Annotated in this window: 12 protein-coding genes; 5 read left to right on the top strand and 7 right to left on the bottom strand. The window is 35.0% G+C overall.

Annotation, left to right across the window (positions count from 1 at the left end; genetic code table 11):
• On the top strand, positions 1-234 hold the full coding sequence (locus B3L86_RS12440; RefSeq protein ID WP_188361846.1) for a hypothetical protein: 234 nt from the start codon (positions 1-3) through the stop codon (positions 232-234).
• Here B3L86_RS12440 and B3L86_RS12435 read toward each other — a convergent pair whose 3' ends face one another.
• From B3L86_RS12435 to B3L86_RS12420, 4 genes are all read right to left on the bottom strand, one after another.
• Complete coding sequence (locus B3L86_RS12435) at positions 235-960, bottom strand: DUF6048 family protein (protein ID WP_291119709.1); 726 nt, start codon at positions 958-960, stop codon at positions 235-237.
• The gene (locus B3L86_RS12430; RefSeq protein ID WP_291119706.1) at positions 932-1,438 is read right to left on the bottom strand and encodes a DUF6452 family protein; all 507 of its coding nucleotides are present in this window, start codon (positions 1,436-1,438) and stop codon (positions 932-934) included. The genes B3L86_RS12435 and B3L86_RS12430 overlap by 29 nt, the downstream gene beginning before the upstream one ends.
• Entirely contained in the window at positions 1,439-2,851 is a 1,413-nt protein-coding gene (gene rlmD, locus B3L86_RS12425; RefSeq protein WP_291119703.1) for a 23S rRNA (uracil(1939)-C(5))-methyltransferase RlmD, read from the bottom strand.
• A 97-nt stretch (positions 2,852-2,948) separates the two neighbouring features.
• Complete coding sequence (locus B3L86_RS12420; RefSeq protein WP_291119700.1) at positions 2,949-4,385, bottom strand: SLC13 family permease; 1,437 nt, start codon at positions 4,383-4,385, stop codon at positions 2,949-2,951.
• Between the two features lie 180 nt (positions 4,386-4,565).
• Here B3L86_RS12420 and rocD point away from each other — a divergent pair, with 180 nt between their 5' ends.
• On the top strand, positions 4,566-5,846 hold the full coding sequence (rocD, locus tag B3L86_RS12415; protein ID WP_291119697.1) for an ornithine--oxo-acid transaminase: 1,281 nt from the start codon (positions 4,566-4,568) through the stop codon (positions 5,844-5,846).
• A gap of 99 nt (positions 5,847-5,945) precedes the next feature.
• Here rocD and B3L86_RS12410 read toward each other — a convergent pair whose 3' ends face one another.
• A complete protein-coding gene (locus B3L86_RS12410; protein ID WP_291119694.1) occupies positions 5,946-7,136 on the bottom strand; it encodes a pyridoxal phosphate-dependent aminotransferase in 1,191 nt (396 codons plus the stop codon).
• A 304-nt stretch (positions 7,137-7,440) separates the two neighbouring features.
• On the opposite strand from B3L86_RS12410, the gene B3L86_RS12405 reads away from it, so the two are divergent.
• A complete protein-coding gene (locus B3L86_RS12405; protein ID WP_291119691.1) occupies positions 7,441-8,763 on the top strand; it encodes a retropepsin-like aspartic protease in 1,323 nt (440 codons plus the stop codon).
• Between the two features lie 69 nt (positions 8,764-8,832).
• Here the strand turns inward: B3L86_RS12405 and B3L86_RS12400 are convergent, their stop codons facing one another.
• On the bottom strand, positions 8,833-9,264 hold the full coding sequence (locus B3L86_RS12400) for a DUF1573 domain-containing protein (protein ID WP_291119688.1): 432 nt from the start codon (positions 9,262-9,264) through the stop codon (positions 8,833-8,835).
• Between the two features lie 207 nt (positions 9,265-9,471).
• Between B3L86_RS12400 and B3L86_RS12395 the strand changes: the two genes are divergently transcribed.
• Entirely contained in the window at positions 9,472-12,102 is a 2,631-nt protein-coding gene (locus B3L86_RS12395) for a valine--tRNA ligase (RefSeq protein WP_291119685.1), read from the top strand.
• Positions 12,103-12,301: 199 nt separating this feature from the next.
• Here B3L86_RS12395 and B3L86_RS12390 read toward each other — a convergent pair whose 3' ends face one another.
• The gene (locus B3L86_RS12390) at positions 12,302-12,499 is read right to left on the bottom strand and encodes a hypothetical protein (RefSeq protein ID WP_188362117.1); all 198 of its coding nucleotides are present in this window, start codon (positions 12,497-12,499) and stop codon (positions 12,302-12,304) included.
• A gap of 479 nt (positions 12,500-12,978) precedes the next feature.
• Between B3L86_RS12390 and B3L86_RS12385 the strand changes: the two genes are divergently transcribed.
• Positions 12,979-13,728 carry a hypothetical protein gene (locus B3L86_RS12385; RefSeq protein ID WP_291119680.1) on the top strand — a complete coding sequence of 250 codons (750 nt, stop codon included), beginning with the start codon at positions 12,979-12,981 and terminating at the stop codon, positions 13,726-13,728.
• Positions 13,729-13,852: the final 124 nt, after the last annotated feature.

Below are 13,852 nucleotides of genomic sequence, written 5' to 3'. Positions count from 1 at the left end.
ATGAACTTACATACAAAAGCTTTTTTTTACCAATTATTGGCCTTCATAGTTTTTTTTATTCCTTTTAGAATTTTAATTGGATATATAACAGGAATGGAAACTATTTGGGTTTCTATCGGAGCTTTTATGCTAACATTACTTTTAGCACCTAAATTTCAAGCCATTAAAACAAATGAAGGAGTGAAATTGTATATGAAGTGGTTGTTTATAAAAGGAGTAAAAGAATTAAAGTAATTATTTAGATTCTTTTTCAGCTACCTTTTTTACTTTATAAATAGGAATGAAATAAGAAATTGTGTAGTTAAAGCCTACACCAAAATTACCATCATAGGTTCTATTGAATCCCGGAATGTATAAATTATCAAAACCCGAGGGTTTGGTATTGTTAAACAATCGATTAAATCGAACACTAAAACCGGCATATAGATTTGAAAATAATTCTGCTTTAATTCCCATTACAAATTCACCCCATTGAGCATTTAAACCTTTAAATTCCTCACCTGATTGAACTGTTGGCGATTCGCCAAAATAGGGATGTGGCGTGTAAACTGTATACGAATTTAAAGTTTGACTGAAAGTACTAACACCCACACGAAAACCGATATAAATCAAATTTTCCATGTCTAGCCAGTTTTCATAAACGTTATAATCAGCACCGGCTTTTAAATAGCTGCCTTTTGTGGTAAAATTTAAACGATCATCTTGTTTGGTGTAATTTTCATTTCCGAGCTCGGCAGCTAAATATATTTTTTTTGAAAATCTGAAATCACCAACCAGTTCCAGTCCTTTATAATTATCATCATAAAAAGCTCTCGTTAGTCGATATACATCAGCACCAACACGAAGACCGTATCGATCACTTTTCACCGGAAGGGAATCAATTTTTGTCTCTTGAGCAAAAAGGGTTACCGATATAAAAAGTAAAAGTATACTAAAAAAATAATTTGATATGAACTTCATTTTCGGAATCGATATTGGTTTTTAGTATGTTTTTGTTCTTAATCCAAAGATTGGTGTCTGATACATCTTCAATTTTAAATCCTATTAGCGGATTTAATTCAAAATGGGTTTTAAAACCACAGGCTCGCGAAACATAAATGGCTTGTCTTGTATAATTAATTTCAACTAAGTCAGTATTGTTGCTAACATCTGTTGCATTTGCATTTAAAGTAAATTCTAAAATCGTTACATCTTCAAATGTTTTTAACGGAATCTCAATTTTACTGGTATTCGTAAAACTCATAAAATTATCTTGACTCGGATTTTTAACTCGCAAATCTGTTACATTTCTCAAAATAGCCGGATTTTCATTGTTGTAAAATTCAATGATTAATCGAGGAGTAGTAGGAGTTCCCGGGGCACAAATATCATCTTTTTCACAAGCTGAAAAAAGCGTTGTAAGACCTACAATTAAAAACAGTTTAAAAGAATAATTCATTTATTTTTTTTCTAAAAGTACAACATTTTCAACATGATGCGTTTGTGGAAACATATCAACCGGACGAACACGTGTCACTTTATATAAAGAATCCATCAAGGCTAAATCTCGGGCTTGTGTGGCAGAATTACAACTTACATAAACTATCTTTTCAGGAGCAATTTTCATAATTTGTTCAACAACAGCAGCGTGCATTCCATCTCGTGGCGGATCGGTGATGATTACATCGGGTTTGCCATGAGTGGCAATAAATTCAGCATTAAAAACTTCTTTCATATCACCAACAAAAAACTCGCAATTGGTAATATTGTTGCGTTTTGCATTTTCTTTGGCATCGATAATTGCTTCAGGAACGGCTTCAACACCAATTACTTTTTTTGCTTTTTTAGAGACAAACTGGGCAATTGTTCCGGTTCCGGTATATAAATCATACACCAGTTCACTTCCGGTTAATCCGGCAAAATCTCTCGTGATTTTATATAATTTGTAAGCTTGTTCTGAATTGGTCTGATAAAATGATTTTGCATTAATCGAAAACTGCAAGCCTTCCATTGATTCCAATATATAGTCGCGGCCTTTGAACAACTTGATATTTTGATCATATAAAGTGTCATTAGCTTTGCCATTAATTACATACAATAAAGAAGTAATTTGCGGAAAACGTTCAGCTATAAAATTCAAAAGCAACTCTCGTTTTGTTTTATCTTCCTTATAAAATTGAAGTAAAACCATCAACTCTCCTGTTGAAGCCGTTCGAATCATCAACGTTCGCAACAAACCATCATGATTTCTTGCATTGAAAAACGGAATTTCATGCTTGGTAGCAAACTCCTTAATTTCATTTCTAATCGAATTGGATGGATCTTCTTGGAGATGACATTTTGTGATGTCTAAAATTTTATCCCACATTTTAGGAATATGAAAGCCCAATGCGTTTCGATTGGAGATAGCATCGTCATTTTGAATTTCTGATTCGGTTAACCAACGACTGTCAGAAAACGAAAATTCCATTTTATTTCTATAGAAAAATTGTTTATCAGAACCTAAAATGGATTCAAAATCAGGAAGTTCAATTTTGCCAATACGTTTAAGATTGTTAAAAACTTCATTGTTTTTATAAAACAATTGCTGGCTGTATTTCATGTTTTGCCATTTGCAACCGCCACAAACTCCAAAATGTTCGCAAACAGGTTCCACCCGATGCGAGGAAAGGTTATGAAAACGAATGGCTTTTCCTTCATAATATGCTTTTCGCTTTTTAAAAGTTTGCACATCTACTACATCACCGGGAACGACATTCGGAATGAAAATTATTTTTCCATCATCTGCTTTTGCAACAGAAACACCTTTAGCTCCGGCATCTAAAACGGTAACGTTTTCAAAAATAATCTTGTCAGTTTTTTTTCTTGCCATGTGGCAAAAATAAAGTATTGCTCAAGATTATTATAGTTTTATACCATTAATTTTATCTTAAAAACAATAAAAAGCATTCTCAGATAAATTTGTAGTATTAAAAGAATGTTGTGGTTAAAAGTGTCCATAGAATAATTACTATCGGGCCGGCGATGCCTATGAGAATACCGCCAATTCTGAATTCTTTTTGTTCAATCATTCCGGTGCTGTAAGCAATAGCGTTTGGTGGAGTAGAAACCGGTAAAAGCAATGCACAAGACGCACTCAAACCAATAACAAAAGGAAGTACAATAGGATTAAACCCTTCTGTAATACTCATCAAAGAGATGGCAACCGGGATCAAAATTGTAGTTGCAGCCGTATTACTCATAAAATTTGACAAGATAACCGTTGTCAAAGCAAAGAGCAATAATAAGATATAAAAATTCAATTCAACGGAACTAATTTTTGAAATGAAAAAGTCGGCCAAACCTTGTTCTTGAATGGCTAAACCAAGAGCCAAACCTCCTGCAACCAGCATTAAAGTGTCCCAAGGTAATGATCGCACATCATCAGCATCGATAATTCCTAACATAGTTAAGGCTACAATAGGAATACCTGAAACTGCCGCAACCGGAATTTTTGTCCATTGTGATGTCAACCATAATACTAATGTTGTTGCTAAAACTACTAAAACAATTCGCTTTCTGATTTTATCTTCTTCTTCAAATTCTTTATTTGGTTCTTCTGTATTTATTTGCAAAAAATCCAGAGATAACGTTTCATTTCCAATTTCATATTTTGAAATTAAAACTCTCCAAAACATAAAAACCAAGAGAAACGCAACAGGAATTCCAACGATCATCCATTCAATAAAAGTTATTTTGATTCCAATCCCTTCTAAAGCACCCACTGCTATTGCGTTTGGAGCGGATCCGATAATGGTTCCCATACCTCCAATTGCTGCTGCAGATGGAATTCCGAGAAGCAAAACCTTAGTTATTTTTGAAGTTTTCCCAAACTCTAAAAATAGGGGAGTCACAGTTGCAATCATCATGGCTGTTGTGGCAGTGTTACTCATCAACATTGAAATGGTAGCCGTTGTTAGCATTAAACCTAAAACAATAAATTTTGCTTTAGAACCAAATTTTGGAGCGGCTATTTTTAAAAGTAAGGTGTCTAATTTTGTCTTCTTCATTCCCTCAGCCAGAAAAAATCCGCCGAGAAAAAGCCAAATCACACCGTCTGACCATGTTTGAACATAGCGTTTAGCATCCATGGTGCTTTCTTGCCCCATGGTAAAAACAAGAAAACCAACAATCAAGATTCCAACTGCAAACGGAGGAATGGCTTCAGTAATCCATAATCCGATAGCAAAAAACAATAAAAACAAAACATAGTCTTGCGTTTTAGTAAAATCACCATCGCGTAATGTGAATGTTAAAATAATGGCAACCAATGCAGAAAGAAGGAAAAGTATGGTTCTGCTTTGACGGGCAACTTTTAATTGAATTTTAGAGAGTTGTTTGATGGAGTAATTTCTGGAATCGGACATACCTTCAAATTTTTATCAAATTTAAGTTGTTTTATTGCGTTTTGAACTGATGTTTGTCATTTTTATTTTAACTTCATACGCAAACGTTTTCAAAGATATTTCGTTATTTTTGCACAATAAAAGGATGATTTCTCTCCAAAAAGAAGGAATTGATAAAATTTGTATTCAAAATTCTATAGTATGTCAGTAGTAGAAAAAATCAGTTCAAACGAGTTAATTTCACTTGAAAACCAATATGGTGCTCACAATTATCATCCGTTACCCGTTGTTTTAAATAGAGGCGAAGGTGTTTTTGTTTGGGATGTTGAAGGGAAAAAGTATTATGACTTTCTGTCGGCATATTCTGCCGTAAATCAGGGGCATTGTCATCCAAAAATTATAAATGCATTGGTAAATCAAGCCCAAACCTTAACACTTACTTCGAGAGCATTTTATAATGATAAGTTAGGAAAATATGAGCAATTTATAACCGAATTATTCGGATTCGATAAAGTGTTACCCATGAACACAGGAGCTGAAGCTGTAGAAACAGCCATCAAAATCTGTAGAAAATGGGCTTATGAAAAGAAAGGAATTCCGGAACATGAAGCCATTATTGTGGTTTGTGAAAATAATTTTCACGGTAGAACAACCACAATTATTTCATTTTCAAATGATGAAAATGCCCGAAAGAATTTTGGACCTTACACAGCAGGATTTGTTAAAATCGCTTACGATGACGTAGCAGCTTTTAAAACTCTTTTAGAATCTTCTAAAAATATCGCCGGAATATTGGTAGAACCAATTCAAGGTGAAGCCGGTGTTTATGTTCCTTCAAACGATTATTTGATGCAAATAAAAGAGTTGTGTAACCAACACAATGTATTGTTTATCGCCGATGAAATTCAAACCGGAATAGCGAGAACAGGTTCCTTATTGGCGGTTTGTGGTGATTGTAGTTGCGAAGCTCAATGTGAAAGACAAGACACATATGCTACTCCAGATATTCTAATTTTAGGAAAAGCAGTTTCTGGTGGTGTATATCCCGTTTCGGCTGTTTTAGCCAATGATGCAATTATGAATGTCATAAAACCAGGACAACATGGGTCCACTTTTGGTGGAAATCCACTTGCGGCGGCTGTTGCAACGGCAGCTTTAGAAGTGGTTGCTGATGAAAAATTAGCTCAAAATGCCAGAAGGTTGGGTAAACTTTTTAGAGCGAAATTAAATGACTACATACAATCAAGTTCAATTGTTTCTTTGGTAAGAGGAAAAGGTTTATTAAATGCGATTGTTATCAATGATTCTGAAGACAGTTCAACCGCTTGGGATATTTGTATGAAATTAGCAGAAAATGGCTTGTTGGCCAAACCAACACATGGCAATATAATTCGTTTTGCACCGCCTTTAGTCATGACCGAAGAACAATTATTAGATTGTGTCTCCATCATCATTCAAACGTTGAAAGATTTTGAAAAGTAAGAATAGAAAATCCACGCTTAATGAACATGCCCCAAAAAGTGTCTAACTTTTTGGGGCATGTTCATTTCTCAGTAGTTTTTATTTATAAAAGTTCTTTATTTAATTCGGATAAACTTTCAATGCTTCTTTTAAAATGCGTACCGATTTAATTAAATCTTCTTTCTTTAGTACGTAAGCAATTCTCACTTCATCCAAACCTACATCGGGTGTGGAATAGAATCCGGCGGCAGGGGCAACCATTACTGTTTCGCCATTAAAATCATAGCTTTCTAATAACCATTGTGCAAAATCATCGGCGTTTTTTACGGGTAATTTAGCGATGCAATAAAAGGCTCCTTTTGGCTTGGCTACCATCACGCCATCAATTTGGTTTAATTCTGTGATTAGGGTGTCTCTACGCTCTTTGTATTCTGAAATTACTTCGTCAAAATAACTTTGTGGGGTATCTAATGCGGCTTCGCTAGCAATTTGAGCAAAGGTTGGCGGGCTCAATCGGGCTTGAGCAAACTTCATGGCTGTGCTCATCAGCTCTTTGTTTTTGGAAACAATGCAACCAATACGTGCTCCACACATGCTGTATCGTTTTGAAACGGAATCAATCATAACGGCATGTTGCTCTAAACCGGGAATGTTCATAACTGAATAATGTTCATCACCATCATAGGTAAACTCTCTGTATACTTCGTCAGCAATTAAAAACAAATCGTGTTTTTTAACCAATTCGGCCAATTGCATGATTTCTTCTTTGGTATATAAATAACCCGTTGGATTACCCGGATTACAAATTAGGATTGCTTTAGTTTTTGGTGTAATTAATTTTTCGAAGTCAGCAATAGGAGGTAAGGCAAAACCTTCTTCAATGGTTGAAATTACCGGCACCACTTTTACACCCGAAGCAGTTGAAAAACCATTGTAGTTGGCATAAAAAGGTTCGGGGATAATAATTTCATCACCGGCATCCATCGTGCTTCCCATAGCAAACAACAAGGCTTCAGAACCACCGGTAGTGATGATGATGTCTTCGGTTGCAATAGGCAAACTGTGGTTGGTATAATAAGCCGATAACTTTTTTCTGTAGCTTTCAAATCCTGCAGAATGGCTGTACTCCAATACTTTAAAATCCAGATTTTTGATAGCATTCATGGCTACTTCCGGTGTTTTAATGTCGGGTTGACCAATGTTTAAATGGTAGACTTTTACACCTTTCTTTTTTGCTATTTCAGAATAAGGAACCAATTTTCGGATTGGTGATTCCGGCATTGCTTTTCCTTTTGATGATATTGATGGCATGATTTTTATTTTAAGTATGCAAAGTTGCAATTTTTTTGATAAACACCCAATGCATTCTTTTATATTTTGAATATTTAGTATATTTAACCCGTTGCATGTAATTCAATTTTCTAGTTTTTTAAACCACATAGATATAGTTTAGTTAGATTCTCGCCTATTGTGTAGATCATAGCTATGAATGGCTAAGAATTGGTTTATTTCTATGTATTTATAGATGTCCAAGTGGTTATCTTGACCCTGTTTAAAAAAAAATCATATTTGTATTAATTACACCCAACGGGTTATATTTAATAAATTATAAGTTATGCTAAAAAAAATATTTTTGTTTATCTCGATTTTATCGTCATTTTTAATTGTCGGGCAAAATGAATTCCGTTTAAAATCTAATACTAATAAATTAAAGATTCCTTTTAAGCAAGTCAATAATCTATTATTTATTGAAGTAGTAGTAAATGATAAACCTTTGACTTTTTTGTTGGATACAGGTGTGACACAAACCATTTTGTTTAGTTTAGAAGAAACAGATCAGGTTAAATTTTTTAATGTTGAAAAAACAATGTTAAAAGGTTTAGGAAAGGAGAATGCTATTACTGCATTACGTTCTAAAGGAAATACATTAAAAATTTCTGATAAATTTATTGATACAAATCATGAAGTTTTGATTGTACTCGAAGAAGATGTTAACTTTTCTTCTATGGTTGGAATTCCGGTTAATGGTGTTTTAGGATATCATTTTTTTAAAGATTTTTTAATAGAAATTGATTATGATAGAAATGTGCTTTATGTTCATAAAAATAATGAGAAATTTAAAAAGATTATTGATAAGAACTACAAAGCTTTTCCCATTTCGATCGAAGAACGAAAGCCTTATTTGCAAGCATCTCTAGTTTTGTCTGATTCAACCCTCTCAGCAAAATTGTTGGTGGATGTTGGTAATAGTGATGCATTGTGGTTGTTTGAGAATTATGCGATTCGTTTACAAGAACCCAATTTTGAAGATTTTTTGGGTAGGGGTTTTAGTGGTGATATCTTTGGTAAAAGGACAAGAATATCGAAATTGGCTCTTGCTGATTTTGTTTTAGAAAATCCAATTGTTGCTTTTCCTGATTCTATTTCAATTAAGAATGTAAAGTTAGTTCCTGAAAGGGTTGGGTCGATTGGGGCTGAAATATGGAGGAGGTTTAATTTGGTTTTTGATTATGGCTCTTCTATGCTGTACTTAAAAAAGAATAGCAATTATGGAGATGTATTTAGTTTTAATATGAGTGGTCTTGAGATTCATCATGTAGGAAAGCAATGGATTCAAAAGCCAGTTGAAAATAACTCTTCAAAAATATCCTTTCATTCGAGTGATACATCTACTCCAAGAGCAGCTTCTATGGCTTTGGAATTTAAGCTTATATCGGTTTATAGAATTGCGAATGTGCGTGTAAATTCTCCTGCTGCTTTAGCGGGTTTGCAAAAAGATGATATATTGGTGTCGATTAATAAAAAGCCTGCTTATATGTTTTCTTTGCAGAATATCAATGCTTTATTGAAATCAAGGGAAGGGAAGTTACTGAAATTTGAAGTGGAACGTAAAGGGCAGATTATAAAAACAGAATTTGTAATGAAGAAAATTTTATAAAAAAATCCACATTAGCATTTGAGGTGCTGCTGTGGATTAATTTTATTTTGAATTTTTAAAATCTAAATTCTACTGCATCGGTCCCGTTTTTTTCTGCTCTAAGACATTAACTTGTTTCTTCTCCAGAACATCGCCTTTGATTTTCAAATGAATCTTTCCACCATCGTAGTTTACTGCATTGCTTTCCACCGTAATGCTTTTACGGATAGGACCTACAGCCATGTTGTATTTTACTTCAATTTGGCCTGTTTTTCCGGGTAAAATAGGTTCTTTTGGTCTTGACGGAACGGTACAACCACAAGTAGATTGCACGTTATTGATTATCAACGGAGCATCGCCAGTGTTGGTGAATTCAAAAACACGAATTCCGGAATCCACTCCTTTGTAAACTTTGCCATAGTCAATGGTATTGTTTTCCGCTTTAAACTCAATTTTGGGTCCGGTTTGGCTTATTGCTGTTAAACTTATAAAAACCAGACATAATAGTAGTACTTTTTTCATAATTTCGATTTTTGGGTAGTGTAAAATTACTTTATTTTTTTATTAAAAATTCAAATAGCATTTCTTTTTTGAAACTCTACCGAAATCCTTACTTTTGCAACTTATGCAAAAACCAATCCAAACTTAGTTTTGATGTTTTTTGTTTTTTTTTAAACCAAGTAAAATCAATGTTTCTTTAGTAAAGAAACTATAATATAAAATTTGATTATGTCTATTCCTGCTCAATTTAAAGCCAAAGAAGCCGAAGAAAAATGGTATGCTTACTGGATGCAAAATAATTATTTTCATTCGGAGCCTGATCATCGTGAACCGTACACTATTGTAATCCCACCGCCAAACGTAACAGGGATGCTTCACATGGGCCATATGTTGAACAATACGATACAGGATGTGTTGATTCGAAAAGCCCGTTTGAAAGGCTTAAATGCCTGTTGGGTACCGGGAACTGACCATGCTTCTATTGCTACAGAAGCAAAAGTGGTAGCCAAATTAAAAGCAGAAGGCATCAATAAAGAAGATTTGACCCGAGAGGATTTTTTGAAACACGCTTGGGAATGGACGGATAAACATGGCGGCATCATCTTGGAACAACTTAAAAAGTTAGGGGCTTCCTGTGACTGGGAACGCACCAAATTTACGATGGACGATGATATGTCGGCTTCTGTAATTCATTCGTTTGTTGACTTGTATAACAAAGGTTTGATTTATCGCGGGTATCGCATGGTGAATTGGGATCCGGAAGCAAAGACGACCTTGTCTGACGAAGAAGTAATTTTTGAAGAGCGTCAAGGGAAATTGTATTATATCCGCTATGGGATAGAAAACAGTACCGAATCGGTGGTGATTGCTACAACACGGCCCGAAACTATTTTGGGCGATACGGCAATTTGTATCAACCCGAATGACGAACGATTTACGCATTTGAAAGGTAAGAAAGCCCTAGTTCCGATATGTAATCGTGTGATCCCTATCATTTTTGATGAGTATGTGGATATGGAATTTGGAACCGGTTGTTTGAAAGTAACTCCGGCTCATGATGTGAATGATAAGGAATTGGGTAACAAACACCAATTGGAAATCATCGATATTTTTAATGAGAATGCCACTTTGAACAGTTTTGGTTTGCATTATGAAGGCAAAGACCGTTTTGTGGTTCGTGAGGAAATTGTAGTCGAACTGGAGCAATTGCAACACCTTGTAAAAATTGAAAACCACATCAATAAAGTAGGAACTTCAGAACGCACAAAAGCGGTTATTGAGCCTAGATTGTCTGACCAGTGGTTCTTAAAAATGGAAGATTTGGTGAAACCTGCTATAAAAGCCGTGTTGGAAACCGAAGATGTGAAATTGTATCCGAACCGATTTAATAATACCTATCGTCATTGGTTGGAGAACATACGCGATTGGAATATTTCCCGTCAGTTGTGGTGGGGACAACAAATTCCGGCTTATTATTATGGCGATGGAAAAGAAGATTTTGTGGTTGCAACTACCAAAGAAGAAGCATTAGCCTTAGCAAAAGTGAAAGCGAACAAACCTGATTTGACTTTGACCGATTTAAAACAAGATGCTGATGCATTGGATACTTGGTTTTCGTCGTGGTTATGGCCAATGGCTGTTTTTGGAGGTATTTTAGAGCCTGAGAACAAAGATTTTAAGTATTATTATCCTACCAATGATTTGGTTACCGGACCGGATATTTTATTTTTCTGGGTGGCTCGAATGATTATTGCCGGTTATGAATATACGGGCGAAAAACCGTTTACGAATGTTTATTTGACCGGATTGGTTCGCGATAAGCAACGCAGAAAAATGTCGAAACAATTGGGTAACTCCCCGGATCCTTTGGATTTAATTGAGAAGTTTGGTGCCGATGGAGTTCGTGTAGGTTTGCTTTTGAGTGCTTCTGCCGGAAACGACATTATGTTTGATGAAGAATTGTGTAGCAACGGAAAAGCGTTTGCTAATAAAATATGGAATGCCTTTCGTTTGATTAAAGGATGGGAAGTAGCTGATTTACCACAGCCTGATAGCTCCAAAGTGGCGATTGCATGGTATGAGGCAAAGTTTCAAAAAGTGTTGTTGGAGATTGAAGACAATTTTGAAAAATACCGATTGTCGGATGCTTTAATGGCAATTTACAAATTGGTTTGGGACGATTTTTGTTCGTGGTTATTGGAAATCATTAAGCCTGGTTACCAACAGCCGATTGACAAAGCTACGTTTGATAAGGCCATTGAAATGTTGGAAAACAACATGAAATTATTACATCCGTTTATGCCGTTTTTAACGGAAGAGATTTGGCAATATATCACACCTAGAACAAAAGAAGAAGCTCTTATTGTTTCGCAGTGGCCTGCACAAAAGCCGTTTAACGATACGTTGATTACGGATTTTGATTTTGCCATGGAGGTTATTGCCGGAATACGAACTATTCGAAAAGATAAAAACATTCCTTTTAAGGATGCGATTGAATTGAAGGTGATCAATAATGAAAAAGCAACGGCTGCTTTGGATAGTATTGTGGCAAAGTTGGTGAACAGCACTTCGATTACTTATGTTAACGAAACGGTGGAAGGAGCGTTGACATTCCGCGTAAAATCGAATGAATATTTTATTCCGATTACGGGAGCTTTTAATGTGGAAGAGGAAATTGCTAAATTGAGTGACGAATTGAAGTACACGCAAGGCTTTTTGAAGTCGGTTCAAGGAAAGTTGTTAAATGAGAAATTCATGAGTTCGGCTCCCGAGAAAGTGGTGGCCAATGAACGTCAAAAAGAAGCGGATGCTTTGGCTAAAATAGCGATGATTGAACAAAGTTTGGCGAATTTGAAGTAGGTGTTTAGCTTGTTTTAAGTTGCCAATTTGTTTGGTAGTTTATAAAATGAAACCCTAGTATTTCTTAGTACAATTTTTTATATTGACTGAGATTATTAGGGTTCTTTTATTTTTGAGGTTTGGTTTGATATTAATTAATGTACTTTGTTTGGAATAGGGTATAATTCACCAATTTTTTCAGCTTGTAGTTAACTACTGTTTATCTTCTTTTGTTTATCATTCTTTTAATTTCTTCACTATCTAAACCACAATAGACACAAAATTCTACAATAGTGACGTATTGATGTTCTGATTTGTTTGAAAATTTTTTGATTTTTTGGATTAAGTCTCTTCCATAGCGTTCGCTTCGACCAAGAATTATACTTATGTCTTTTGGAAAAATGGTTGTTCTTTCCATTGGTTCAGGATATTTAAAGTTAATTATTTGGGGATTGTAACTTTTTTGTCATTTTTTATTTATTTCATCAGTTATTTGTTTTTATTCCTTCAATACTATTCTCATACTTTATCTATACTTGGCTGATACTTTGTTGATACTTTGCTAGTACTTGGCTGATACATTAGTGCTACTCAATAACCGCTAATTGCAAAGGTGATCAAACAATCAAATTGAAGCTTTTTTTGGTTTATATAGCCAAAATAACTACCTTAAAATTGGCTGTTTTAAGATAAAAGAGAATAGAAAAAAAGGGGGATTGTTTTTGGAAAGCACACCCTTTGTGTAAGAAAGGGAGTGCTAAATTAAAAATAATATTGGAAAAAACAAATTTTTTTGGCAAAATCGGCAAATATGGTATTTAATGGCAAGGTGTATTTTTTGTATTGTATTGACTATCATAGCTTTGTTCCATTATTAATCAATAAATTTTTTTAATTATGGCTAAGCAAAAAGGCTTATTTAAGGTTGAAGGAACGTTAGATGACGTTACTTTTTACAAAAGAGGAGAATCTTATTTTATCAGAAACAAAGGAGGCGTTTCGAGACAGCGAGTTTTGAATGACCCCTCATTTGCAAGAACCCGGGAGAATGGTTCAGAGTTTGCAAATGTTGCTGCATCGGGAAAAATGCTACGCAATGCTAATTCTGTTTTGATAAAAAAGGCAAAAGACGGTTCGCTAACACGACGCTTGATGCATGTGTTGGCTAAGGTTAAAAATTCGGACACTGTTTCTGCCAGAGGTCAGCGAAATGTTAACGATGGTTTGTCAACAATAGAAGGCAAAGCTTTCTTGAAGAATTTTGATTTTAATAGTTTTACTCCATTGAAAGCTATTATGCAGGCACCTTATGAATTGGATACTGTGACGGGAACTGTTACTATTACTGATTTGGTTCCGATGGATATGTTGACTTTTCCAAACTATGCTTCTAGGGTTACGTTTAAGGTGGGATTTATGAATTTGGATTTGTTGAACGGGGATTATACAATCACATATAGCCCTGAAGTGACGCTTCCGATTGATATGACCACCAGTAGCCCTGTTATAACACCGACTGGTGTTCCGACAGGAAGTGGCTATGACTTTTATTTCTTGTTGGTTGAGTTTTCGCAGGAAATAAATGGTGTGTTTTATGCTTTAAATGACGAAACGTTTAACTCGTTGACGTTGCTTGAAGTGGTTTAATCTTTTGTTTGCGTTTTTTTAAAACTCCTCATTTATGGGGAGTTTTTTTTGTAGGGACAGGTCGCGACCTGTCCTTACGTGACCTGTCCGTAGGCACAAAAAAAAAGTCCCACCGAAGCAGGAC

The organism is Flavobacterium sp. UBA6135 (assembly GCF_002428305.1).
GTDB lineage: Bacteria > Bacteroidota > Bacteroidia > Flavobacteriales > Flavobacteriaceae > Flavobacterium.
This window is presented reverse-complemented; position numbering and strand designations above follow the sequence as displayed.